The 24787-nt window shown below is 72.9% G+C and carries 22 protein-coding genes; 13 read left to right on the top strand and 9 right to left on the bottom strand.

Annotation, left to right across the window (positions count from 1 at the left end):
- Window positions 1–13 precede the first annotated feature (13 nt).
- Both OG332_RS45175 and OG332_RS45180 read left to right on the top strand, forming a co-directional pair.
- Window positions 14–1714 carry a serine/threonine-protein kinase gene (locus OG332_RS45175; RefSeq protein WP_327418899.1) on the top strand — a complete coding sequence of 567 codons (1701 nt, stop codon included), beginning with the start codon at window positions 14–16 and terminating at the stop codon, window positions 1712–1714.
- Between the two features lie 97 nt (window positions 1715–1811).
- Window positions 1812–2750 carry a phytoene/squalene synthase family protein gene (locus OG332_RS45180; protein WP_327418900.1) on the top strand — a complete coding sequence of 313 codons (939 nt, stop codon included), beginning with the start codon at window positions 1812–1814 and terminating at the stop codon, window positions 2748–2750.
- Here OG332_RS45180 and OG332_RS45185 read toward each other — a convergent pair.
- Both OG332_RS45185 and OG332_RS45190 read right to left on the bottom strand, forming a co-directional pair.
- A complete protein-coding gene (locus OG332_RS45185) occupies window positions 2734–3486 on the bottom strand; it encodes a transglycosylase SLT domain-containing protein (protein WP_327418901.1) in 753 nt (250 codons plus the stop codon). The genes OG332_RS45180 and OG332_RS45185 overlap by 17 nt on opposite strands.
- A gap of 347 nt (window positions 3487–3833) precedes the next feature.
- Window positions 3834–4808 (bottom strand): dihydrodipicolinate synthase family protein, encoded by a 975-nt coding sequence (locus OG332_RS45190; RefSeq protein WP_327418902.1) that lies wholly within the window; start codon window positions 4806–4808, stop codon window positions 3834–3836.
- 71 nt (window positions 4809–4879) lie between these two features.
- Between OG332_RS45190 and OG332_RS45195 the strand changes: the two genes are divergently transcribed.
- The 3 genes from OG332_RS45195 to OG332_RS45205 all read left to right on the top strand — a co-directional run bounded on the left by OG332_RS45195 (window position 4880) and on the right by OG332_RS45205 (window position 8429).
- Entirely contained in the window at window positions 4880–5812 is a 933-nt protein-coding gene (locus OG332_RS45195; protein ID WP_327418903.1) for a LysR family transcriptional regulator, read from the top strand.
- Window positions 5813–5885: 73 nt separating this feature from the next.
- Window positions 5886–6971: an S-(hydroxymethyl)mycothiol dehydrogenase gene (locus OG332_RS45200; protein ID WP_327418904.1), complete on the top strand. Its 1086-nt coding sequence runs from the start codon at window positions 5886–5888 to the stop codon at window positions 6969–6971.
- A 153-nt stretch (window positions 6972–7124) separates the two neighbouring features.
- A complete protein-coding gene (locus OG332_RS45205) occupies window positions 7125–8429 on the top strand; it encodes an alpha/beta fold hydrolase (RefSeq protein WP_327419567.1) in 1305 nt (434 codons plus the stop codon).
- Window positions 8430–8503: 74 nt separating this feature from the next.
- Here OG332_RS45205 and OG332_RS45210 read toward each other — a convergent pair whose 3' ends face one another.
- On the bottom strand, window positions 8504–9322 hold the full coding sequence (locus OG332_RS45210; protein WP_327418905.1) for an MBL fold metallo-hydrolase: 819 nt from the start codon (window positions 9320–9322) through the stop codon (window positions 8504–8506).
- Window positions 9323–9340: 18 nt separating this feature from the next.
- Between OG332_RS45210 and OG332_RS45215 the strand changes: the two genes are divergently transcribed.
- Both OG332_RS45215 and OG332_RS45220 read left to right on the top strand, forming a co-directional pair.
- Window positions 9341–10102: a PIG-L deacetylase family protein gene (locus tag OG332_RS45215; protein WP_327418906.1), complete on the top strand. Its 762-nt coding sequence runs from the start codon at window positions 9341–9343 to the stop codon at window positions 10100–10102.
- Window positions 10103–10174: 72 nt separating this feature from the next.
- Window positions 10175–11008 (top strand): enoyl-CoA hydratase/isomerase family protein, encoded by an 834-nt coding sequence (locus OG332_RS45220; protein WP_327418907.1) that lies wholly within the window; start codon window positions 10175–10177, stop codon window positions 11006–11008.
- Here OG332_RS45220 and OG332_RS45225 read toward each other — a convergent pair.
- Complete coding sequence (locus OG332_RS45225) at window positions 10995–11798, bottom strand: hypothetical protein (protein WP_327418908.1); 804 nt, start codon at window positions 11796–11798, stop codon at window positions 10995–10997. The two genes, OG332_RS45220 and OG332_RS45225, sit on opposite strands and share 14 nt — an antisense overlap.
- A gap of 393 nt (window positions 11799–12191) precedes the next feature.
- On the opposite strand from OG332_RS45225, the gene OG332_RS45230 reads away from it, so the two are divergent.
- The gene (locus OG332_RS45230; RefSeq protein ID WP_327411792.1) at window positions 12192–13553 is read left to right on the top strand and encodes an IS110 family transposase; all 1362 of its coding nucleotides are present in this window, start codon (window positions 12192–12194) and stop codon (window positions 13551–13553) included.
- 96 nt (window positions 13554–13649) lie between these two features.
- On the opposite strand, the gene OG332_RS45235 is transcribed toward OG332_RS45230, so the two are convergent.
- Together OG332_RS45235 and OG332_RS45240 are read right to left on the bottom strand one after the other, a co-directional pair.
- On the bottom strand, window positions 13650–14543 hold the full coding sequence (locus tag OG332_RS45235) for an SDR family oxidoreductase (RefSeq protein WP_327418909.1): 894 nt from the start codon (window positions 14541–14543) through the stop codon (window positions 13650–13652).
- Window positions 14544–14607: 64 nt separating this feature from the next.
- Window positions 14608–15723 (bottom strand): hypothetical protein, encoded by a 1116-nt coding sequence (locus OG332_RS45240; RefSeq protein WP_327418910.1) that lies wholly within the window; start codon window positions 15721–15723, stop codon window positions 14608–14610.
- A gap of 213 nt (window positions 15724–15936) precedes the next feature.
- On the opposite strand from OG332_RS45240, the gene OG332_RS45245 reads away from it, so the two are divergent.
- Genes OG332_RS45245 through OG332_RS45255 form a run of 3 tightly spaced genes read left to right on the top strand, consistent with a single transcriptional unit; the run spans window position 15937 to window position 19249 of the window.
- Window positions 15937–16911, top strand: coding sequence for an NADPH:quinone oxidoreductase family protein (locus OG332_RS45245; RefSeq protein WP_327418911.1), 975 nt, complete (start codon window positions 15937–15939; stop codon window positions 16909–16911).
- Window positions 16908–18107, top strand: a complete 1200-nt coding sequence (locus OG332_RS45250; protein WP_327418912.1) for an acyl-CoA dehydrogenase family protein — start codon at window positions 16908–16910, stop codon at window positions 18105–18107. The genes OG332_RS45245 and OG332_RS45250 overlap by 4 nt, the downstream gene beginning before the upstream one ends.
- Window positions 18104–19249 (top strand): acyl-CoA dehydrogenase family protein, encoded by a 1146-nt coding sequence (locus OG332_RS45255; RefSeq protein ID WP_327418913.1) that lies wholly within the window; start codon window positions 18104–18106, stop codon window positions 19247–19249. Before OG332_RS45250 ends, OG332_RS45255 begins: the two co-directional genes overlap by 4 nt.
- Window positions 19250–19347: 98 nt before the next feature.
- Here OG332_RS45255 and OG332_RS45260 read toward each other — a convergent pair whose 3' ends face one another.
- Complete coding sequence (locus tag OG332_RS45260) at window positions 19348–19830, bottom strand: hypothetical protein (RefSeq protein ID WP_327418914.1); 483 nt, start codon at window positions 19828–19830, stop codon at window positions 19348–19350.
- Between OG332_RS45260 and OG332_RS45265 the strand changes: the two genes are divergently transcribed.
- Together OG332_RS45265 and OG332_RS45270 are read left to right on the top strand one after the other, a co-directional pair.
- The gene (locus tag OG332_RS45265; RefSeq protein ID WP_327418915.1) at window positions 19817–19942 is read left to right on the top strand and encodes a hypothetical protein; all 126 of its coding nucleotides are present in this window, start codon (window positions 19817–19819) and stop codon (window positions 19940–19942) included. The two genes, OG332_RS45260 and OG332_RS45265, sit on opposite strands and share 14 nt — an antisense overlap.
- 88 nt (window positions 19943–20030) lie before the next feature.
- Entirely contained in the window at window positions 20031–21575 is a 1545-nt protein-coding gene (locus tag OG332_RS45270) for a glutamate synthase subunit beta (protein ID WP_327418916.1), read from the top strand.
- Window positions 21576–21599: 24 nt separating this feature from the next.
- Here OG332_RS45270 and OG332_RS45275 read toward each other — a convergent pair whose 3' ends face one another.
- Both OG332_RS45275 and OG332_RS45280 read right to left on the bottom strand, forming a co-directional pair.
- Window positions 21600–23219, bottom strand: coding sequence for an IS1634 family transposase (locus tag OG332_RS45275; RefSeq protein WP_327414171.1), 1620 nt, complete (start codon window positions 23217–23219; stop codon window positions 21600–21602).
- 245 nt (window positions 23220–23464) lie between these two features.
- Entirely contained in the window at window positions 23465–24730 is a 1266-nt protein-coding gene (locus OG332_RS45280; protein WP_327417521.1) for an IS701 family transposase, read from the bottom strand.
- Window positions 24731–24787 lie beyond the last annotated feature (57 nt).

The raw sequence follows: 24787 nt of genomic DNA on the forward strand, positions 1-24787 counted from the left end.
ACGATGATCCGCCATGGACACGAGTGAGGCCGACAGACAGCTGATCGACGGGCGCTTCGAACTGGTCGCGCCCCTGGGCAGCGGCGGCATGGGTACCGTTTGGCGGGCGCGCGACATAGCCCTGCACCGAGAGGTCGCACTCAAGGAGGTACGCCCGCCGGACCCGGCGACCGCCGCCGCCCAGCCCGGCCTCGCGGACCAGCTGCGCGAACGCGCCGTCCGCGAGGCCCGCGCCCTCGCCCGCCTCGCCCACCCCCACGTCGTGACGATCCACCACATCGTCGAACCGGCGGAAGGTGCCGGCGGGCACCCGTGGATCGTCATGGAGATGGTCAGGGGCGGCTCCCTGTACGACCGCCTGGAGTCCGGACCGATGCCGCCCGTGCAGGCGGTGCGGCTCGGCCTCGACGTCCTGTCCGCGCTGCGCGCCGCGCACGCGGAGGGCATCCTCCACCGTGACGTGAAGCCCGCCAACGTACTGCTGCGCCCCGACGGGTCGGCCGTCCTGACCGACTTCGGCATCGCCGCGCTGCACGACTCCACCGGGCTCACCGCGACCGGAGTGCTGATCGGCTCACCGGAGTACATCGCACCCGAGCGGGTCCGCGGGGAGGAGGGGCTGGCCGCCTCGGACCTGTGGTCGCTCGGCATGCTCCTGTACGTGGCCGCCGAGGGGGCCAATCCGCTGCGCCGGGCCACCAGCCTGGCCACGGTCGTCGCCGTGCTCGACGAGCCGATCCCGGCGCCGGTTCGCTCCGGCCCGCTGGGGCCCGTACTGCAACGGCTGCTCGTGCGGGACCCGGCCGCGCGGCCCGACGGAGCGCAGCTGGAACAACTGCTCCGCGACGCGAGCGCTGCTCTCGGTTCCGGTACCGGCCCCGGCCCCGCGCCCGTCGTCCCGCCGTCCGTCGCCTCCCCGGTCGTGCCGGGCCCGTACGGGCAGTTCGGTCCGTACGCGCCGGCCGGCACGCCGCACACCCCGCCGCCGTACAGCTCCGGTGGCTCCTCGTACGCGGCGGCCACGACGCCCGTTCCGGTGGCGTCCGCCCCGCGCAGGCGCCCAGCCCTGATCGGCGCCGCGATCACCGCGGTCCTGGCGGCCGGCGTCGTCGGCATCGTCCAGCTCCTGCCCGACGGGAACTCCGGCGACGACGACGCGAAGGGCGGCGCCGCGACCCGCCCGGCCGTCGCCACCCCCGCCGCACCGTCCGTGCGGGACGCCTCCTCGACCCCGTCCCCGAAGGCGAGTGCGCAGAAGGCGGACGCGCCCCGGGGCAGCATGATGACGCCGGAGAACATCCGCACCGCCCTGGAGGCGTTCAAGAAGCAGGCGGGGACGACCACGTTCGTCGACATGACGCTCTATGACGGCTACATCCTCGCCTCCATCCCCACCGCCGCCGGCGCCGAGACCGTCGACTCCTGGCAGTACCGGGACGGGGCGGCCTCGCGCACGGGCCCGGACGGCACGGTCGAGGAGGGGGAGCCGCTGATCGACATGGCCACGGTCAACTGGGACGCGCTGCCCGGCATGCTTGAGCAGTCCAAGAAGGACCTGAAGGTCGAGAAGCCGACCTCGCGCCACGTCATCGTCGACCCGTGGATGATGGACCAGGTCCCCTCCGTCCGCACCTACCTCAGCGACGAGTACGGGCGCGGCGGCTACGTCCTGTGGAAGACCGACGGCAGCCTCAGGAAGGTCACCGCCACCTGACCCCGCGTGCCCGCACGGGGCCGCACGGAGCCGGGCGAGGGCGCTCACGCGCGCGCCCTCCCATCCGCCCACGCGTACACCGAGGAGTTCGACCACCATGCCCAGCTGGCGCACCACCCTCACGGCGGCCGGGATGTCCGGCCCCCGGCTGCGGGACGACTACACGCATGCCGCCCGCCGGGTGCTCCGCCGCGAACCCGCCCCGTACCTCGCGCTCCGGCTGCTGGCCGCGCCGCCGCTGGTGCCGTACCTCGCCGCGGGACTCGCCTTCATGAACCTGGTCGACGACGTGGCCGAGACCGGAACCCCGCAGCAGCGGGCCGCGGGCCTCGCCGCGCTGACCGAGCGGACCGAGGCGGCCCTGACGTCCGGGGACAGCCCCGACCCCGTGCTGCGCGCCTACGCCCACGCGGTGGACTCCCGCGCACTCCCCGCGCACTGGGTCTCCCGCTTCCTGGAGGGCGCCGCCACCGCCGAGGCCGCCTTCGACGGCTTCGCGGCCGAGGAGGACTTCCAGCACTATCTCGACGCCTACGCGTGGCCCGGCGTACTGGTCTTCACCGGACTCCAGTACCAGGGCGGCCCCGACCCCGAACAGGCCGCCGGCTGGCGGCGGTTCGTCGACGCCGCCCAGCGCGTCGACTTCCTCGCAGACCTCTGCGGGGACCTCGCGCAGGGCCGGCTCTGCATCCCGCGCGACCGGCTCGCCGAGCACTCCGTGACCCGCGCCGACCTCGAACGGGCCCGTGACACCCCGGGCGTGCGCGCCCTCCTCGCCGCCGAGAGCCGGCGTGCGCGCACGGCCCTCGACGCCACCCACGGCATCCTCGGCCTCGCCGAACCCGGACTGCGTCCGGTCATCGAGACCATGAGGGAGCTCATGGAGCACCAGCTGACCCGCGTGGAGCGGGCGGGCGTGGGTGCCCTGCGCCGGGACGTCGGCTACGGCCTGGCGGCGCCCCTGCGGATCCTCGTCCGCGCCGCCCGTCGGTCCGCGCCGCCCGTCACCGAAGCGGGGTCTAGTAGGGCCCGTTGACGTTGTCGATCGAGCCGTAACGGGCTGCCGCGTAGTTGCAGGCGGCGGTGATGTTGGCGACCGGGTCGTAGGAGTTCTGCGAGGTGCCGGGCACGTGGTAGGCCCGGAAGGTCGGGTCGATGACCTGGAGCAGACCCTTGGACGGGATCCCGTTCTGGGCGTTGATGTCCCAGTTGTTGATCGCCATCGGATTGCCCGAGGACTCCCGCATCACATTGCGGTGAATTCCGTTGTAGCTACCGGGAATACCGTGCTTGGCCATCACGTCGAGGGACTCGCGGATCCACCCGTCGAGGTTGTTCGGGTACGCGCTGGCGGGCTTCGCGGCGGGCTTGGCAGCGGGCTTGAGGGCGGGCCGGGCGGCGGACCTGCTCGCACGGGCGGTCTCCGCCTGGGTGCCGAGCTTCAGTTTGATGCCGGGCCGGATGATCGACGGGTTGTCGCCGATGACGCTCCGGTTCGTCGCGTAGAGCTGCTTCCAGCCGCCGCTCACGGAATGGTCCGCCGCGATTTCGGACAGGGTGTCGCCGGCGACCACGGAATACGTCGTGGGAGTGGCGGCGAGGGCCGCGGGGGCGGCGGTCTGAGCCACGGGAGCGGTGGTCGGCTGCACCGCCCCGGCGGTGGTCGCGCTGATCAGCGGCAGAGTGAGGGCCGCGCCACCGGTGCCGGCCAGGGCCAGCTTGCGGGTGATCCGGTGGTGCTTCGGCCGACGGTGCTTACCCTTTGCAGGCATGGCGGAATTCCTCGCGTGGGGGGACGGGAGAGCCCGGGCGGCGGCCTATTCGGCGAGCGGACCACCTGGAGTGAGGTGACCGTAAGTGAGCCCTGACGGCGGGAACAAGCCCCGAATTCCACCCATAGATCGACATCCCGCTATCGGCCCGTTAAATGACCATGAAGGCTCCTCGGTGAAATAGCCGATTCCCTTTCCGGGAAAAGGGAATCGGCTGTTCTGTGGAAATGATGTTGGTCCGTCCCGCGTGACTCACATCACGGGCCGGGCTCCTTTGCGCAATACGGGCAAGTCCAATCCCGATGCGGCGTATTCGGGCTAGGGGCGCTTAGGTGGCGAATCGCCCATCACGGACTCTTTCCGGCATGTGCAGCCTGCTGCGGCGGGCCGACGGGAAGCTCGCCCAGCCGCTCCAGGGTGGCCGCCACCACCGCCTGCGAGGCAGGCAGCAGCGGGAGCCGTACGCCGGGGCCCGGAATGCGGCCCTGCGCGTGCAGCACGCCCTTGACGACCGCCGGATTGGGTTCGGCGAAGGCCGCGGCCGACATCCGCGCCAGCGCGTGCCCGAGCTGCCGCGCTCCGGAGACGTCACCGGACCGCCATGCCGCCGCGAGCTCCACGAAGTGCTCCGTCGCCAGATGCGCCGAGGCGAGGATCCCGCCCGCCGCGCCCAGCGCCAGCAGTGGAGACAGGTACGCGTCGTCGCCCGCCAGCACCTCGAACCCGGCCGGCAGGTCCCCGAGCAGTGCCACCGCGTCCTGGTCGATGCCGCCGCCGGCGTACTTCATCCCGGCCACCCCGGGGAGCGCCCCGAGGGCCCGCAGCGCGGCCGCGTCCAGCGGCTGCCCGGTGCGATAGGGGATGTGATAAACGATCAGCGGTACGGGGCTCACCTCCGCCAGCCGCGCGAAGTGCGCCAACACCCCCGGCGCCGAAGGCCGTACGAACGCGGGCACGGTCACCAGCGCCGCCCGCGCCTGCGGCCACCGCGCGAGCCGGGCCAGCGAGGCCTCGGCGGCCCGGGTGCCGCTCGCCCCGGCGCCGACCGTCAGCAGCGCCCCCCGCTCCCGGCAGACCTCGGCGCACACGCCGGTGACCAGGTCGCGCTCCGCCTCGTCGAGGGAGGCCGCCTCCGCGGTGGTGCCGAGGGCGACGATCCCGGTGGCGCCCGCGTCGAGCACCTCGTGGGCGAGCGCCTCCAGGGCCCCGGCGGCGACCTCCCCGGCGGGGGTGAAGGGGGTGACGAGCGGTACGTGGATCCCGTGGAGCGGGAGGTCGTCTGCGATGTGCGGTGTCGCGTGCCGTGTCGTGTCCTGTCCCATGCCGAAGAGCCTCACCCGCCCCGAGCATCAAATCCAGCTCGCATTCCTTACTGAAACCGTAAGCTGAGCCGATGCTCGATGTACGACGCCTGCGCCTGCTGCGCGAACTCGCCCGCCGCGGCACCATCGCCGCCGTGGCCGAAGCCCTCGCTTTCAGCCCTTCGGCCGTCTCCCAGCAGCTCGGCGTGCTGGAACGGGAGGCCGGCCTGCCGCTGCTGGAGCGCACCGGCCGCCGGGTGAGGCTCACCCCGGCGGGGGAGAACCTGGTCCGGCACGCCGAGGCCATCCTCGAACGGCTCGAACAGGCCGACGCCGACCTCGCCCGGGCACGCGGCGGCCTGGCCGGAGCCCTGCGGATCGGCGCCTTCCCCACCGCCACGCGCGCCATCGTCCCGGCCGCCCTGGCCGCCCTCGCCCGGCACCACCCCGCCCTGGAGCCGATGGTCTCCGAGACCGACCCGGCGGCGGTGGCGCACGCCCTGCGGGCGGGCGACCTGGACGTGGCCCTGGTCCACGAGTACGACTTCGTCCCCGCCCCGCAGGAGCCGGGCCTGGCCACCGAGCCCCTCTTCGCCGAGGCGATGTACCTGGCCGCACCCGCCGGGGAGACACCCGAGCCGTCCGAGGGGCACGACCAGGGCGCGGCCCTGCGCACCCACGCGCGGGAGCCCTGGATCACCGCCACGCCCGGCACCCTCTGCCACGCCATGACCGTACGGGCCTGCCAGGCCGCCGGTTTCACGCCGAGGGTCCGCCACCAGGTCGACGAGTTCGCCACCGTGCTCGCGCTGGTCGCGGCCGGCCAGGGCGTGGCCCTCGTACCGCAGCTCGGGGTCACCGGCCCCGCGGATCCGGCCGTGCGCCTCACCCGTCTGCCCGTGCGGCGCCGTACCGGCCTCGCCTTCCGCAGCGGGGCCGGCGCCCATCCCGCCGTGGCCGCCTTCGGCGCGGCGCTCCGGGCCGCCGTACCGCCGGATCTGGTCGGGTCGCGCGCCGAAACGTGACACAACTCCCGTACCGAGTGCCGCCCGTGTACGTTCGTTGATCCAGACCGATTCGATCAGAGCGGGGTACGAAGTGACGCATCGCGTACGAGGGGTCATCGCCCGGAGCAAGGGCGCACCGGTGGAGACGACGACGATCCTCGTGCCCGACCCGGGACCCGGCGAGGCGCTCGTCAGGGTCCAGGCCTGCGGGGTCTGCCACACCGACCTCCACTACCGCGAGGGCGGGATCAACGACGAGTTCCCGTTCCTGCTCGGCCACGAGGCCGCCGGGATCGTCGAATCCGTCGGCCCGGACGTCACCTCCGTGACCCCCGGAGACTTCGTCGTCCTCAACTGGCGCGCGGTGTGCGGCACCTGCCGCGCCTGCAAGCGCGGGCGGCCCTGGTACTGCTTCGCCACGCACAACGCCACCCAGTCCATGACCCTGGAGGACGGCACTCCGCTGTCCCCGGCCCTGGGCATCGGCGCCTTCGCCGAGAAGACCCTGGTGGCGGCCGGCCAGTGCACGAAGGTGGACCCGGCCGCGGCCCCCGCCGCCGCCGGACTCCTCGGCTGCGGGGTGATGGCCGGCCTCGGCGCCGCCCTGAACACCGGCAACGTCGGCCGGGGCGACTCCGTCGCCGTCATCGGCTGCGGGGGAGTGGGCAACGCGGCCGTGGCCGGTGCCCGGCTCGCGGGCGCATCGAAGATCATCGCGGTGGACCTGGACGACCGGAAGCTGGAGTGGGCCCGCGGCCTGGGCGCAACCCACACCGTCAACGGCCGCACGGAGGACGTGGTCAAGGCCGTCCAGGGCCTGACCGAAGGCAACGGCGCGGACGTGGTCATCGACGCCGTGGGCCGCCCCGAGACCTACCGGCAGGCCTTCTACGCGCGCGACCTCGCCGGGACGGTGGTCCTGGTCGGCGTGCCGACCCCGGAGATGAAGCTCGAACTCCCGCTCCTCGACGTCTTCGGCCGCGGCGGCGCCCTCAAGTCCTCCTGGTACGGGGACTGTCTGCCCGAGCGCGACTTCCCGCTGCTCATCGACCTCTACCTGCAGGGCCGGCTCGACCTGGACGCCTTCGTCTCCGAGACCATCCCGCTCGACGGGGTCGAGGACGCCTTCGCCCGGATGGAACGCGGCGAGGTGCTCCGCTCGGTCGTCGAGTTCTGACACCGTGCCCGCCGGCCGGGCCGGACCCACCGGGCCCGGCCCGGCCGGCAGGGCACCCCATAGACTCGGCGGACCGCCACAACCGCGCCCCCGCCGCCACCCGGCCGGGGCGCGGAATTCCGCACCTCGTACCCCAGGGGGCCGCCCGTGACCATCGCCCACAGCTACCGCCAGCCCGGCACGGTCCTCACCGACCACCGGTTCACCGTCCCCCTGGACCACGCCCGTCCGGACGGGGAGCGGATCGAGCTGTACGGCCGCGAGGTCGCGGCCACCGGCAAGGACCCCGAGACACTCCCGTGGCTGCTGTACCTGGAGGGCGGCCCGGGCTTCGGCGCCCGCCGGTTCATCGGCCGCCAGGCCTGGCTGGAGAGGGCCCTGACGGAGTACCGGGTCCTGCTGCTCGACCAGCGCGGAACCGGCCGGTCCACCCCGGTGAACCGGCAGACCCTGCCCCTGCGCGGCACCCCCGCCCAGCAGGCGGAGTACCTCTCCCACTTCCGCTCCGACTCCATCGTGCGCGACGCCGAGACCATTCGCCCCGGCCTGACCGGCGGCGCCCCCTGGACCGTGCTCGGCCAGAGCTTCGGCGGTTTCTGCACCACCCACTACCTCTCCACCGCGCCCGAGGGCCTCAGTGCCGCGCTGATCACGGGCGGCCTGCCGTCGCTGACCGCCACCGCCGACGAGGTGTACGAGGCCGCGTTCCCCCGCATCGAGCGCAAGAACCTGGCCCACTACGCCCGCTACCCGATGGACGTCGAGCGCGCCCGCCGGATCGCCGCCCACCTCGCGGAGCACCCGGCCGAACTCCCCGGCGGCCACCGCCTCACCGTCGAGGGCTTCCAGTCCCTCGGCATCCTCCTCGGCGGCGGCGACGGCAGCCACCAGCTCCACTACCTGCTGGAGGACGCCTTCGTGCCGACCCCGGTAGGCCCGGCCCTCTCCGACGCCTTCCTGGAGGGCGCCCGCGCCCTGCTCTCCTTCGCCGGTCACCCCCTCTACGCGCTGGTCCACGAGGCGATCTACGCCCAGGACCCGGCCACACCCACCGCATGGGCCGCCGAGCGGGTCCGCGCGGGGCACCCCCGTTTCGACGCGGCCAAGGCCCTCGCGGGCGACGAGCCGGTGCTCTTCACCGGCGAGACCATCCACCCCTGGCACTTCACCACCGACCCGGCCCTCGCCCCGCTGCGCGAGACCGCGGAACTCCTGGCCGCCCGCACCGGCTGGCAGCCGCTCTACGACCCGGCGCGCCTGGCCGCCAACGAGGTGCCGGTGGCCGCCGCCGTCTACCACGACGACATGTACGTGGACACCGCGCACTCGCTGCAGACGGCCCGCTCCATCCGGGGCCTGCGGACCTGGGTGACGGACGAGTTCGAGCACGACGGCGTCCGCGCGGGCGGCCCCCGCGTCCTGGACCGGCTGCTGTCCCTCGTGCGCGACGAGGCCTGAGACCGCCCCGGCGCAGTGCGTGAAGATCGGCTCGGGCGCCGGCCGGGCGGCATCGACCGCGACGGCACCTGCGTTCAGCAGGGCCGGTCCGGCGGCGCGTCCCCGGGCGGCTCCACGAACGCGTGGGTCAGGTGCGCGGTGGCCAGCAGGGCGCCGCGCTCCCGGGCCCGCGCCAGCAGGGCCTCGCGCGAGGCCCGGGCGGTTTCCCGGTCGCGCTCGTGGGAGTACGGCACCGACGGGTCGCCCAGCTGCACCGCGTGCACCAGCACGTCCCCGGTGACCACCACGTCCCGGGCCCCGGCGCCCTGATCCACCAGCACCGACTGGTGACCGGGGGTGTGCCCGGGCGTCGGGAGCAGGGTGATGCCGGGGGCCAACCGGTGGTTCCCGTCCACCTCGTGCAGCCGGCCGCTCGCCAGCAGCGGCGCCACCGTCCAGTCCCACACCGGATCCGTCCGGTCCAGCGCGGCCACCTCGGCGCGCTGGACGACGTACCGGGCATCCGGGAAGAACGGCTCGCCGTCGGCCCCCGACGTCCAGCCCGCGTGGTCCTCGTGAAGGTGGGTCAGGACCACCGCCTCCACGTCGGCCGGGGCGATGCCGGCCGCCGTGAGGGCGTCCGGCAGCCGCCCCGGCACCGGCGCCCACGCGGCGGCGGGGGACCGGGCCGGCCCGACCCCGGCGTCCACCAGCACCCAGCGGCCGCCGGGCCGGGCGATCGCGAAGCACCGGAAGTCCAGCCTCCACGCCCCGTCCGGTCCGGCCGCGCCCGGATCCAGCAGTGCGGCCCGGGCCCACGCGGCCTCGTCCGCGCCGGGGAAGGCGGTGCGAACCGGCTCGAAGAAGATCCCCGTGGCGTCGAGCAGCGCCACCACCTGTCCATGACGGTTCATTCGCCTATTGTGCGAGACATGACCGAACAACCTGATCAGCAGCCCGCCTTGCAGCCCATGCCCACCGACTGGACGCGCGCGCTCGCGGTGGTCGCGCACCCCGACGACCTGGAGTACGGGTGCGCGGCGGCCATCGCGGACTGGACGGACGGGGGCCGGGAAGTCGTCTACCTCCTCGCCACGCGCGGCGAGGCGGGCATCGACAGCATCGCCCCCGCCGACTGCGGTCCGCTGCGGGAGGCGGAGCAGCGGGCCAGCGCCGCGGTCGTCGGCGTGTCCGAGGTGGAGTTCCTGGACTACCGCGACGGCGTCGTCGAGTACGGCCTCGACCTGCGAAGGGACATCGCCGCGGCCGTCCGGCGGCACCGGCCCGAGCTGATCGTCACCCTCAACCACCGTGACACGTGGGGCGGCGCGCAGGGCGGCGGCTACTGGAACACCCCCGACCACAAAGCCGTCGGCCGGGCCGTCTTGGACGCGGCCGGGGACGCCGGGAACCGCTGGATCTTCCCCGAGCTCATCGAGCAGGGCCTGGAGCCCTGGAACGGCGTGCGCTGGGTCGCGGTGGCCGGATCCACCACGCCGACGCACGCGGCCGACGCCGGTCCCGGGCTGGAGCGTTCGGTGAAGTCGCTGCTGGAGCACAAGGCGTACATCGAGGTGCTCACGGACCAGGACCCGGAGGAGTACGTCCGTACCTTCCTCACCGGGAACGCCCAGCAGGCGGCGGCCCGCTTCGGCGGCCGTCCGGCCGTGCCGTTCGAGGTCTTCCCCCGCTGACCGACCACCCCTAGTCTGACGAGTCGTCAGTTCATCAGGTCGTCAGCCATCGGGCCGGGGGTGCGGGACACGGTGATCGACACCATCTCCACGGAGATCGCGGAGGGTGAGGAGCGGATCCGGCTGGAGGTAGCGGACGGCCTCGCGGTCCTCACCCTGTGCCGCCCGGACAAGCTCAACGGCTGGAGCTGGGAGTCCACCCGCCAGCTCGGCCTGCTCGCGGACCGGATCCGCTTCGACGCGTCCGTCCGGGCGGTGCTGCTGAGGGCCGAGGGCCGGGCCTTCTGCGCGGGCATCGACGTGAGCGCCCCCGGCGGCGGCATCACGGGCGGATCCGCCGCCGAGCGCACCCGCAACTACTACGAGGGCATCCGCTGGGTCCACGAGCGCTTCGCGGTCCTCGCCCGCCTCCCGCAGCCGGTGGTGGCCGCCGTCCAGGGCTACTGCCTCGGCTTCGGCTTCGAGCTGGCGCTGATGGCCGATGTCCGGGTGGCGGCCGAGGACGCCGTCTTCGCCCTGCCGGAAGCCCGGTTGGGCGTGGCGGTGGACGCGGGCGGCGACCTCCGCATCGCCCGCGAGGCGGGCGCGGGCTGGGCCAAGTACCTGGCCCTGACGGGCCGCCGCGTCGACGCCGCCACGGCGCAGCGACTCAACCTGGTCCAGCTGGTCGTCCCCGGCGAGGACCTGGACACCGCCTCCCGCGCCGTGGCGCGGGAGATCGCCGCGAACGCGCCCCTCGCGGTCCAGGGCATCAAGCGGGCGATCGACGGCTACGCCGACGCCGCCCTTCCCGCGGCCCTCGACCGGGTGGCGATGACCGCGGCCCTCACCCTCACCTCGCAGGACTGCCGGGAGGGCTACACGGCCAAGGCGGCCCGCCGGCCCCCGCGCTTCAGCGGAGGCTGAGCACGGGCCGGGTCGAGAACTCCTCGTACATGCCCTCGCCCTCCGGTCCGTAGACGAACTCGGCCATGTACGGGTTGCGGTTGGCGGTGGCCAGCGGCAGCCAGGCGAGCAGGTCGCCGTATCCACCGCAGACGGCCTCGCCGCCGTCGCCGCCGTGCACCGCGGTCGGGTCCCCGCTCAGCTCCGTGCCGTAGCTGTCGTAGGCGATGTGCAGCCCGAAGGCGTTCGGTTCGTGCCGCACGCCGCCGCTGCCCCCGTACGACGGCTCGTCCAGGGGGCACTCGTTCCCCCACCGGAACAGGGTGCCCGCCCCGGCCCCGCAGGCGTGCTCCCACTCGTCGGCGCCGGGCATCCGCAGCCCGCGCGCCGCGAGGGCGTCCGGCATGCCGGACGGGTGATCGCTCAGGGACTCGTCCTCCACGGCCATGAGCACGGTGGCCAGCGTCGCGGTGCGCAGCGGGCTGAGCACGTCGGCGAGATAGGACTTCAGGTCGGGCTGCCCGTACCCGTACCCCTTTTTTACGCTCTCGGCGAAGTCGGCGCTCTGCGCGGGCGTCGCCGCGAAGGCGTCCGGGTCGAAGCCCAGCCGCACCGTCCCGCCGGGTATGAGGGCGAACTCCTGCCCCTCGCGCTCGATGCGGACGCGGTGCAGGGGCCCGCCCAGGTGCTCGACGGCGTCGAACAGCACCACCCGGCCGCCCACCTGCGCGGCGGCCTCGTGTGCGATGCGTCCGGCGGCGGCCGGGTCGAGCGCACGCCAGCGGTCAAGGGTCAGATCAGCGAGAGACATGGTGCGATCCTCGCACCGGCCACTGACATTGATACTCGTAGCGGGTTCCGGTGGTCGTGGCTCTGCCACTGACTGACACCCTGCTGGGTTGTCTTCCGGCTGTACCGTCCGGCTGCCGGGGCCCGGTTCCCCAGGGCTCCGGCCAGGTGGAACATGACCTGATAGGAGTCAGCCGTTCACCTGCGGTTGACGCCTCGCGAGCGTGAAAATCGGTACGGGGGCTGTCCGCCGACGCCGCTTGATGTTTGGGCTGTGAGCCCGCATAGGAGTCTGGTGAGGGAGCCGTCCGAGGGGCCGCACACTGTCGTCTCGAGCACGCCGTTCAGCTTCTCTGTCTCCCCTCAGGCTTCCCGGGCAGCCCCCGCCCGCACCTTGCGCAAGGGGAGGAAGACGATGGAGGAGTCCAGGGAGGACCACGACGACGGAAGTGTTGCCCGGGTCGCGGCGATCGACATCGCCAAGGCGTCCGGGATGGTGTGTCTGCGCGTCCCGCACGACACCATTGAAGGCCGGCGCGTCCAGCAGGTCTGGACGGTCGCGTCCACCACGAACGCGATCCTCGAGCTCGGCGACCGGCTGGTCTGCCAGGGTGTCCAGCGGGTGGTGATGGAGGCGACGGGCTCGTACTGGCGGCCCTTCTTCTACCTCTTGGAGGCCCGTGGCCTGGAATGTTGGCTGGTCAACGCCCGCGATGTGAAGAACGTCCCGGGCCGGCCGAAGACCGACAAGCTGGACGCGGTCTGGCTGGCCAAGCTCGCCGAACGCGGCATGGTCCGCGCTTCGTTCGTACCGCCCAAGCCGGTCCGGCAGCTACGGGACCTCACCCGCACCCGCACGGTCTTCATCCAGGAACGCACCCGGCACAAGCACCGGGTGGACAAGGCCCTGCAGGACGCGCAGATCAAGCTGTCCGACGTTGTCTCGGACCTCTTCGGCCTCTCCGGCCGGGCCATGCTCGACGCCCTGGCCGCCGGTGAACGCAACCCCCGAGCTCTGGCGGATCTCGCCAAGGGGAGCCTGGTGAAGAAGAAGCCGGCCCTGGCCGAGGCACTCACCGGGCAGTTCGAAGAACATCACGGCCGCCTGCTGGGAGTGTTGCTGGGCACCATCGACCACCTCACCGCGCAGGTCCGGGAACTCGACCGGCTGATCGCCGACCTCATGGAACAGACCAGGGCCCCGCACGACGGCACCGGAACCGGACCGCCCCGCACAGACGACACCAGCACGTCGTCAGCCCGTGACGCTGTGACCGCGCGGGAACTGGCCGAGCGTCTGGACGCGGTCCCCGGCATCGGACCGGCCACCGCCCAGATCATCCTCGCCGAGATCGGCTTGGACATGAGCCGCTTCCCCACCCCCGAGCACCTGGTCTCCTGGGCGAAGCTGTGCCCCCGCACGATCCAGTCCGGAGCGAAGAACACCACCGGCCCAGCCGGCAAAGGCAACCCCTGGCTCAAGGGCGCCCTCGGCGAGGCCGCCAACGCCGCCGCCCGCACCGACACCTTCCTCGGCGCCCGCTACCGCAGGATCGTCAAACGCCGCGGCCACGCCAAAGCCCTCGTCGCCGTCGCCCGCTCGATACTCGTCATCACCTGGCACCTGATCAACGACCCCGACGCCCGCTACCAGGAACTCGGCGCCGACTGGCACCAGCGACATCTCAACCCCGCCCGCAAGACCCGCGACCTCGTCCGCCAGCTCCAGGCCCTCGGCCACCAGGTCACCCTCGCCGCCCCCACTACTGCGGCCTGACCGCACTCCTCGTTCCCGACGTCCGTCCCGCTCCGCGGAACGGACGCTGCCGCCTGCCCGGCTGAGGTTCGATTTTCCGTTCAGCTTCAACCGGCCTCAGGGGAGGAACGGGCCGCGGCCCAGCTGGGTACGGACCGGGACCACTTCGGGGTTGACCAGCGACCGGCGCTGCCAGTTCGCCCCGTCGACCACGAGGGTGTGGCCGGTGACGAAGCGGGCGTAGGGGGAGGCCAGGAAGGTGGCGGCCCAGCCCAGTTCACGCGGAGCGCCGACCCGCAGGGCGGGCTGCCGGGGGCCCTTGGAGTCGGGCGCGGCCCGCTCCAGTGCGCCGCGGACGTCCTCGGTCATGTCGGCGTGCGGGAACAGCCCGGGAACCAGTCCGTTGATCTGGATGCCGTACGGGCCCCACTCGACGGCGAGCGTCTCCACCAGGTTCTTCACCCCGGCCTTGGCGGCGGCGCTGTGGGCGAAGCCGGGCCCGCCCGTCCAGGCGTACGAGGCGCCGATGTTCACGATCGAACCGGGGGTGCCCGTGGCAAGGTGGCGGCGGCCGAACTCGCGGGTCACGAACCAGGTCCCGGTCAGCGTGATGTCGACCACCGCCCGCCAGGCGTTCGGCGACAGGTCCTCCGCGGGGGAGGGGAAGTTCGCGGCCGCGTTGTTGACCAGGACGTCCGGCAGTCCGAGCGCCGCCTCGGCCGCGTCGAAGGCCTCCGCGACCCGCTCGGGATCCCTGATGTCGCAGACCGCGGCCGTCACCCGGCCCGCGCCGGGGACGGCCGCCAACTCCTCGCACGCCGTCTCGAGCTGCTCGGCGCGCCGGCTCGCGATCACCAGATCGGCGCCGAGCCGGGCGAACTCGGTGGCGATGGCCTTGCCGAGCCCGGTGCCGCCGCCGGTCACGAGGACCACCTGCCCCGCGTACGTACCGGGGGGCAGGGCGGCGGCACCGAGCGGCGGGGGCGCGGGCAGGCCGCGGGGGTTCTCCATGCGCCCATCGATAGCGTGCGGGCGCTCAGATCACCACCCCCGGAGCGGGACCGAGCCCTGCAGCCTAACTCCCCGGGTTGTAGGCCTGCTCGGTCGCGCAGGTCCAGATCACCGGCTTGAGCCTGCCCTTCGCGTTCACGGCCGCCCCGCCGACCCGGTCGGCGTCCGAGACCGCATCCGCCATGCTCGCCTTGCCCGCGGCCAGCCGCGGCAGGGCCTTGACCGGACCGGAACCGGCCCGCAGCAGGGCCTGGTCCGGCAGGGTCATCTCGTCCGGGTGGAACTTGGCCGTGCCGACGCTGACGTTCGTCGTCGCACTGATCGCCTCGAACGTGCCGTACGGGTGCGAGCTCAGGGCGCCGGGCGAGGTGCCGGGGCCGGTGAGCGGGGGCTCCCAGACCCACGGCGCGTACTCGTGCCACGGCCCGGCCCAGTCGTAGCCGACGATCCGGCGGCTCTCGTCGAGGTCCTGGACGTGGCTCTCGTTCCCGGTGGGGGCCAGCTGTCGGGCGGCAGTGCCGTCTCCCGGCCACAGCACGGGGTAGGTGCCCTCCAGGTGAGCGCCGGTTTCGGGGACCTCGTAGTCCTGGGCGGCCATGCCGAGGATGTCGCCCTGGTTGTTGATTCCGGTGACCATCGTGATCCGGGTGCCCGGTCCGGCGTCGGCCGGGACGGGCAGCTCGCGGACCTTCCGGCCGTCCTTCCAGACGGTGCCGATCCAGCTCCTGGAGCGGGAGACCACGTAACCGGCGTCGTTGATGTCGGCCTCGTACTCGGAGCCGTCGCTGTCCGGCAGCGGGGTGATCGCCGCGGCGCCCGCCTGGTAGGTGAACAGGGAGGCGCCCCCGGAGCCGTGGAGGACACCCACCATCAGGCCGTGCGCGTTGACGGCGAGCACCTGACCCGTCTGGTCCGGGTCGGCCAGCGGGACCCGGTGCACCGTGGTGCCGGTCCAGTAGACGGGCTTGTAGCCCGAGACGCCGACGGCCAGGTCGCCCGCGCCGAGGTCGAAGACCCCCTGGCTGCGCCGGACGTCGCGCGCGTACGACTCGTCCCCGATCGAGCCGAGCACCTGGATCTTCGGCGTGCACTTCGCCTCGGCCGCCAGCGCCGGGCTGGCCGCGGTGATCAGGCCCGCCAGAACGACGGCGGCTCCGGCCGCGGACATGCTTCTTCTCATGTGGTTGTCCCCCCTGGACAGGTGCAGTTCCCCGTTGAGTCATGACACGTGCACGCCACATATTGCCTGACGGGTGAGGCGGAAGCGGCCTGAATGACACGTGTCGTTTCGGCTCGGCGGGCCATCCAGCCCGACCGATGGTTCCCAGAGAGGCAAGCGACCGCTTAGTATGCGCGCGGAGCGTGATTCCTCGACGGCGGCTGGAGGCCCCGGATGCAGGCATGGCGAGTACATACCCCCGGTGAGCCCCGCGAGGCCATGCGCCTCGAAGAGGTTCCCGATCCGGTACCCGGTGAGGGCGAGGTGAGGCTCAGAGTGCTCGCGGCGAACATCAACTTCCCCGACGCGCTGCTCGTCCGCGGGCAGTACCAGATCCGGCCACCGCTGCCCTTCACCCCCGGCGTCGAGATCTGCGGCGAGACCGAGGACGGCCGCCGCGTCATCGCCAACCCGAGCCTGCCGCACGGCGGTTTCGCCGAGTACGTCACCGCGCCGGCGCGCGCCCTGCTCCCGGCCCCGGACCCCCTCGACGACGCCGAAGCCGCCGCCCTGCACATCGGCTACCAGACCGGCTGGTTCGGCCTGCACCGCCGCGCCCGCCTCCAGAGCGGCGAGACCCTCCTCGTGCACGCGGCCGCCGGCGGGGTCGGCAGCGCCGCCGTCCAGCTCGGCAAGGCCGCCGGAGCCACCGTCATCGGGGTCGTCGGAGGCAAGGCCAAGGCGCGCACCGCCGAGGAGCTCGGCTGCGACCTGGTGATCGACCGTACGGCGGAGGACTTCGTCTCCCGCGTCAAGGAGTTCACCGGCGGGCGCGGCGCCGACGTCGTCTACGACCCGGTCGGCGGCGACTCCTACACCGCCTCCGCCAAGTGCGTCGCCTTCGAGGGCCGGATCGTCGTCGTCGGCTTCGCGAGCGGCACCATCCCGGCCCCCGCCCTCAATCACGCACTGGTGAAGAACTACGCCATCCTCGGCCTGCACTGGGGGCTCTACGCCACCAAGGAGCCCGCCGCGATCCTCGCCTGCCACACCGAACTCACCCGGCTCGCCGCCGAAGGCGCCGTCAAACCGCTGGTCAGCGAACGGGTCCCGTTCGCCGCGGCCGCCGACGCGGTGCAGCGCCTCGCCGACGGGACCACCACCGGCCGGCTGGTTGTCGTACCGGCACAGGACGGAGGCCCGCGATGACCGCCGCGGCCACCACCGCCGAGGAGCTGCGCGCCCGGGTCCGGGACCTGCTCGCCGCGCACCCGCCCCGGGACACCGCCCGTACCGACTTCCTGCGCGCCCGCTTCGACGCCGGACTCGCCTGGGTCCACTACCCCGAGGGCCTCGGCGGACTCGGCGCGCCCCGCACCCTCCAGGCCGTCGTCGACGCCGAACTGGAGGCCGCCGGCGCCCCCGGCAACGACCCGCGCCGGATCGGCATCGGCCTCGGCATGGCCGCGCCCACGATCCTCGCGTACGGCACCGAGGAGCAGAAGAACCGCTTCCTGCGCCCCCTGTGGGTCGGCGAGGAGGTCTGGTGCCAGCTCTTCAGCGAGCCCGGCGCCGGATCCGACCTCGCCGCGCTCGGCACCCGCGCGGTCCGCGAGACGGGCTCCGGGGACTGGATCGTGGACGGCCAGAAGGTGTGGACCTCCAGTGCCCACACCGCCCGCTGGGCCATCCTGATCGCCCGCACCGACCCCGGACTCCCCAAGCACCGGGGCATCACCTACTTCCTCTGCGACATGCACGCCCCCGGAGTCGAGGTCCGGCCGCTGCGCCAGATCACCGGCGAGGCCGAGTTCAACGAGGTCTTCCTCACCGGCGTCCGCATCCCCGACAGCCACCGCCTGGGAGCGGTGGGCGAGGGCTGGGCGGTCGCCCGCACCACCCTGATGAACGAACGGGTCTCCATCGGCGGCATGCGCATCCCGCGCGAGGGCGGCATGATCGCGCCGGTCGCCGCCGTCTGGCGCGAGCGCCCCGAGCTGCGCACCCACGCCCTGCACCAGCGGCTGCTGGAACTGTGGGTCGAGGCCGAGGTCGCCCGCCTCACCGGGGAACGGCTGCGCCAGCAGCTCGCCGCCGGACAGCCCGGCCCCGAAGGATCGGGCATGAAGCTCACCTTCGCCCGGCTCAACCAGGAGATCAGCGGACTGGAGGTCGAACTCCTCGCCGAGGAGGGCCTCCTGTACGAGGACTGGACCATGCGCCGGCCCGAGCTCGTCGACTTCACCGGCCGCGACGCCGGCTACCGCTACCTGCGCGCCAAGGGCAACAGCATCGAGGGCGGCACCAGCGAAATCCTCCTCAACATCGTCGCCGAACGGGTCCTCGGCCTGCCCCCCGAGCCGCGCGACGACAAGGACCTCGCGTGGAAGGACCTCTCCCGATGACAGCACCGACAGCACCGACGACACCGCCGACCCTGCCGACGGCACCGACCGACCTGCTCTACTCCGGGACCGAGGAGGAGCTCCGCTCCGCCGTACGCGCCCTCCTCGCCGACCGCTGCGACGCGAAGAGCGTCCTCGCCCGGGCCGAGACCGGCCGGCCGCACGACCCGGCGCTGTGGCACACCCTCGCCGTCGAGATCGGCGCCGCCGGGCTCCTCGTGCCCGAGAAGCTCGGGGGACAGGGCGCGAGCCACCGCGAGGCGGCCGTGGTCCTGGAGGAGCTGGGCCGGGCGGTGGCGCCCGTCCCGTACCTGACCGGTGCCGTGCTGGCCGCGGAGATCCTGCTCGGCTGCGACACCTCGGAAGCCGCCCCGCTGCTGCGGGAGCTGGCCTCCGGACACACGGTGTGCGCACCTGCCGTGCCGCTGACCCTCGCCCCCGGGGCGCCCCTCCCGCCCGCGGTCCGGGACTCCGGAGGCGGGGCGCTGACCGGCAGCGTCACCTCCGTCGCGGACGCGGTGGCCGCCGACGTCCTGCTCGTCCTCGCCGACACCGGGCTGTACGCCGTCCCGGCCGCCTCCGCCGAGCTGACCCCGCAGGTCCCGCTGGACCTGACCCGCCCGCTCGCCACCGTCACCCTGCGGTCGGCCACCGGCACCCGCCTCGCCGACCCCGCGACAGCCCGGGCGGCCGTGGCCGGAGCCCTGCTCTCCGGGGCCGGACTGCTCGCATCCGAGCAGCTCGGGCTCGCCGAATGGTGCCTGACGGAGACCGTCGGGCACGTCCGCACCCGCCACCAGTTCAACCGGCCCGTCGGATCCTTCCAGGCCCTCAAGCACCGCCTCGCCCGGCTCTGGCTCGACGTGGCCTCCGCGCGTGCGGCGGCCAGGGCCGCGGCCGACGCCCTCGCCACCGGGGCCCCCGACGCGCCGCTCACGGTCGCCGTCGCCCAGGCCTACTGCTCGGGCGTGGCCGTCCGCGCCGCCGAGGAGTGCGTACAGCTCCACGGCGGCATCGGAATGACCTGGGAGCACCCGGCCCACCTCTACCTCAAGCGGGCCAAGGCCGACTCCCTGGCCCTCGGCACGGCGGGCCACCACCGCGGCCTGGTCGCGGACTTCGCCGAGCTTCCGGCGCCGTAGGCCTACCGGAGGCGGGGTACGGGTACGCCCGATGACGGGTCCGCCGGCCGTTCCCGGTCAGGGGGGAACGCTCTGTTCCGGGCCGGCGGACAGGCTCGTCAGGGGTGAACCGCGCGAGGATCACCGGGCCGTGCCGGCCGGGACGCCGCCCACCGCCGCGGCCTCGGTGGGCGTGAGCTGCTCCCAGGCGACGAGCAGCAGTTCAGCTCCACGGCCGGCAGCCCGGCGAGGGTCTCGCGCAGCGCCGGCCCGCAGGCGGCAGCATCCTGCCGCTGGTCCACGGCATGCCGGGGACCGCAGCTGTCCGCGTCGAGCGGATGCCGGTCGGGCCGGTCCCGGGCGGTCCGCCGCCAGTGGCCCGCACAGGCCTGCAGCCACACCTCCGCAAGCACCACCAGCACCTCGGGGTCGACCGGCCGCAGCTCCGCAGCGGGCCGGTGCCGGCAGGCTCGGGCCGTGTGGATGCGGCGCTTGCCGCCCTGGGCCGTCGCGAACCTGAAGCGCGGGGAGGTGCCCGTGGCCGGCAGCGCGCTGTTCCCGCGCAGTACGACGAGCCGGGTGTCCGGGGTGCCCACCGTCATCTGCGCAACGCCACCCGCCCGCGCCGCCGCTCACCGGCCGGTCGTCACCTTCCGCGCCCGCCCGGTCACCGAGTCCTCCTCGCCCGGTTACACCGCCGCGAAGGCGGCGTAACCTGGTCGGACCGCCACAGAATGCGCGTACGAGGAGCATGGTGCGCCGCTCCGTGCACCCCGCCGCGAACGATCCAGGGAGGCGGCGCGTGACCGATCCGTTCGGCTTCCTCCGGATCCCCCGCGAGGCCGTCCCGGCCCGTCCCGTAGAGGACAGGCTGGGCGACTGGCGCGAGGTGTACGCGGGCCAGGCGATGCTGCCGCTCGTCTCACGGCAGGCCGACCGGTGCATGGATTGCGGTATTCCGTTCTGCCACACCGGCTGTCCCCTGGGGAACCTCATACCCGAGTGGAACGCGTACGCGGCCCACGGCGACTGGCGCGCGGCGTACGAGCGGCTGCACGCGACCAACAACTTCCCGGAGTTCACGGGCAGGCTCTGCCCGGCCCCCTGCGAGGACGCCTGCGTCCTCGCGATCAACGCGGACCCGGTGACCATCAAGAACGTCGAGCAGGCCATCGCGGACGAGGGCCTGCGGCGCGGCTACCTGACCCCGAGGCCGCCGGAGAAGCCCAGTGGCAAGACGGTGGCCGTCATCGGCTCCGGTCCGGCCGGACTGGCCGCAGCACAGCAGCTGACGAGGGCCGGGCACTGCGTCACGGTCCACGAGCGGGCCGACCGGATAGGCGGACTGCTGCGCTACGGCATCCCCGAGTTCAAGATGGAGAAGGCCCACCTGGAGCGCCGGATCGAGCAGATGCGCGCCGAGGGCACGGAGTTCGTCACGGGCACGGACATCGGCGGCGCGGCCGGCGCCGCAGCGGGTACCGGCGGGGCGGCCGGCACCAGCGCGGCCGAACTGCGCAGCCGGTGCGACGCGGTCGTCGTCGCGATCGGGGCCGGCGAGCGCCGGGAACTACCGGTCCCCGGCCGCGGGCTGCACGGGATCCACCAAGCCATGGAGTACCTGACCTGCGCCAACCGGGTACAGGAGGGGGACTACACCGTGTCGCCCGTCACCGCCGAGGGCAGACACGTGGTCATCGTGGGCGGCGGCGACACCGGCTCCGACTGCCTCGGGACGGCCCTGCGGCAGGGCGCGATCTCCGTGGTCCAGCTCGACATCAACCCCGAGCCCGGCGCGGGCCGGAGCGACGGCGAGCCCTGGCCGGTGTACCCGAAGACGTACCGGATCTCCCACGCCCACGAGGAGGCCCGCGGGCCCGAGGGCCGCGACCCCCGGCTGTTCTCCAGAGCCACCCTGCGCTTCGAGGGGGACGCCTCAGGCTGGGTACGGGCGCTTCACCTGACCGCAGTCGAGCCGGTGGGCCGCAGCCCCCTGGCCGGCACCGAGCACGTCATACCGACCGGCCTGGTGCTGCTGGCCCTCGGCTTCTCGGGCCCCGAGCGGGCCGGCGGCCTGCGCGAGCAGCTGGGGCTGGAGCTCGACGGGAGCGGCAACTTCGCGCGGGACGCCGGCTTCGGGGCGGGCGGCGGGCGGGCGCCGGGAGTGTTCGTCGCGGGCGACGCGGGCCGCGGGCAGTCGCTGGTGGTGTGGGCCATCGCCGAGGGCCGGGCGGCGGCCGCCGCCGTGGACCGCTACCTGACCGGTTCCACGTGCCTCCCGGCTCCGGTCGCCGCGCATGACCGGCCGATGACGGCCTTGGGGCGCATGCGCTACGGGGACTTCTAGCTCTGTACTTCGCGGGTAGTTCGTTCAGGTCTCTGGCCAGCGGGGATGTGTGGGTTCCAGGCCGAGGAGGTCGAGGAGGTGGAGCTGGATGCCCCGGGTGATGGCGATGACGGGTGGGTCGGTGGCGCTGCCGACCCGTAGCCGCAGGTCGGACAGGTGGTAGAGGATCATCCGGCCGGTGGGCCGCACCCTCTGGTTGCCGGGGTAGAGCCCCTGCATCTTCTGGTCGCCGCCGAGGGCTCGGCGGACCTGGCGTTCGATCAGGCAGAACAGCAGCAGGGCCAGGCAGATCACTGTGATCAGTGCGGCGACGCGTTTGTTGTCCTGCACGAAGACAGGGGTGACGGCCAGGGGGCCCTTGAAGTCGCTGTATCGGCGCTCGACGGTGCCCTGGCCTTTGTGGCGGCGTAGTACTTCGCCGGGATCGGCCTGTTCGGGGGTGAGGGTGGTCAGCAGCGCGTACCAGCCGTCGACGGCGGCTTCGGCCTGGAGCACGTCCTGATCGAAGTGCCAGGACAGGGCGGGCCGTCCGGTTTCGTCGGTGGTGATCTCGGTGTGCAGGCAGCCGGAGACCCGGCGGGTGCGGGTGATCACGCCGAGGCGTGCGGCGATCTTCTCTGCGGTGCTGTAGTAGCGGCCGCCGGCAGAGTGCTGGAGCTTGTCGAGGTCTTCGCGGGCCTTGGCCAGGCGTTTCTCGCGGGCCCGCTGCTGGCCTTTGGCGTTGCCGGTGGAGTGCACCAGGATCCGGCGTACCTGGAGCGGGGGATCGCTCTTGCGGGGCCCGGTCACAAGGTGGATGTCTTCCAGGACCCGGTAGGTCTCACGCGCTGCGGCGGGGGTGTTCTCGTCGCGGGCGGGGGTGTAGTCCACGACGGTGGCCGTCTCGAGGTCGAGGGCGGCGTAGACGGCGTCGTCGACCCTGGAAGCGGGGGCCGGGGCGATGAAATCGGTCCCGGCCCCGATCAGGGCGGTGACGTTGCCGTATGAGATCAGCTTGGAGTCGGCGATCAGCAGGAACTTCTTCGGTCCGGCCATCGCGCGCAGAGCGTTCATGGTGCCGGTGATCTGGGAGATCTCCGCGGCTCCGCCGTCGATGACGCGGGACAGCAGGGGGATACCGCCGTCGCCGGTCACCGCCAGGCCGGTCTGGATCTGCTTGAGGTCGTAGCGGCGGTCCTTGGGATGGCCGTGTCTGATGCGGGGATACTCCTCGTCCTGGTCATCGGCCGGGTAGGCGCCGTAGAGCGACATGGATGTCATGTCCCAGTGGAACGTGGACACATCGATGCCGAACTCGCCGATCGCCTGGGCCCCGATGCTGTCGGTGAGCTCTCTCAGCCGCGGGGCGATGGCGTCCAGGGCCCGGCCCAGACGGTCGTCGTTGAGCAGTTCCGCCTCAATTCCGAATACTTCTTCCACCGCCCACTCCCGGGCCCAGCGGTCCACCCGCCACAGGGGTGCGGGTGCGGTCAGCCGGTTGGCCACCAGCACCTCGATGACCTGGCCGTGCGTCACATGGGCGATGTCGCGGCCCGGGCACAGCCGGTCGACGGTCCCGGCCACATCAAGCCGGCGCAGAAACTCGGCAGCGACAGGCAGAGCGCCCAGACGCTTCTCCACCACGGAGGTGACCACACATTCCATGCGCGGGCGCACCGTCCGCAGCCGTGGGGACCGGGAAGACTTCGTCACACCCGGATCAACACAGCCACCCCCGGACCGGACACGGCCAGACACCAACTCCACCTGACTCAGCCACCCGCGAAGTACGGATCTAGTAGTGCTTGGTCAGGTTGGTGTTGGTGCGGGTATGCCGCGGTGGCAGGTGGGGCAGACGCCGGTCCATGTCGCGAGGAGGGTCTGTAGCTCGCGGACGATGCGGTAGAGACTCAGGCCGGCGCCCTGTCTTTTGGGGCTTGGGCCAGTCGTTGCAGGGTGCAGAAGGCATGGGCGACGGAGACGAGGGTGACGTGGTGGTGCCACCCGTTCCAGGTGCGGCCCTCGAAGTGGGCCAGGCCCAGGGCCTGTTTCATCTCGCGGTAGTCGTGCTCGATGCGCCAGCGGAGTTTGGCCAGGCGGACCAGGGTGGTCAGCGGGGTGTCGGCGGGCAGGTCGGACAGCCAGAACTGGACGGGTTCGGCCTGGTCGGCGGGCCACTCGGCCAGGAGCCAGCACTCGGGCAGCTCCGGGCCGTCGGCCGCCTGGCGGACCTCGCGGCCGGCGGGCCGGATCCGCATGGTCACAAACCGCGAGTAGATCCGCTTGAAGCCGCTGCGGCCGGTGCCGGGCCGGGAGCCCTCACGCCATTGCACCGGCTTCGCTGTTTTCCGGCCCGCCGCGATGACCAGCTGTTTCACCGACTGCGGCTTGTCCGGGTACTTCGCCACTGGTGGCCGTCCGTTCCCGGAGTACGGCTCGGCCGCCGGCACCGCGTGGCCGGGCTGGGCCGAGAGGGTGGTGGAGATTCCCACCACATAGTTGAGGCCGCGGGCCTGAAGGCCGTGGCGGAAGGCCGCGGCGTCACCGTATCCGGCGTCCGCGACGGCCAGCGGCACCTCAATGCCCCACGAGCGGGTCTCGTCGAGCATGTCGAGTGCCAGCTGCCACTTCTCCACATGCCCGGCGTCGTCGGGGATCTGGCAGGCGCCGCGTCGCGCGACCTTGTTCGGGTCCGCTTTCGGCGATGTGGGATCCCAGGTCTCGGGCAGGAACAGCCGCCAGTCGATGGCCACCGAGGCGTGGTCGGACGCCATGTGCAGCGAGACTCCCACCTGGCAGTTGGTGACTTTGCCCGCGGTGCCGGTGTACTGCCGCGACACACACGCCGAGGCATTGCCGTCTTTGAGGAACCCGGTGTCATCAAAGATCAAAGTGGTCGGCCGGACCGCCGTTTCCATCTTCCAGGCCAGCCTGGCCCGGATATGGGCGGGATCCCACGGGCTGGTGGTCACGAAATGGGCCAGGGCCTGCCGGTTCCCGTCCTCACCCAGCCGTGCTGCCATCGGCTCGACCGACTTGCGCTGCCCGTCGGTCAGCAAGCCCCGCAGGTAGACCTTTCCCCACCGACGCTGATCGTTCCGCGCGAAAGGCTCGAACACCTCCGCCGCGAAATCCTCCAACTCGCCACGCACTACAGCGATCTCGTCCGGAGTCATGCCCACTCAACGCAACTCCGGACCAGAAAGACACGCTCGACCACACCTCACCTGACC

This window comes from Streptomyces sp. NBC_01233, assembly GCF_035989305.1.
GTDB lineage: Bacteria > Actinomycetota > Actinomycetes > Streptomycetales > Streptomycetaceae > Streptomyces.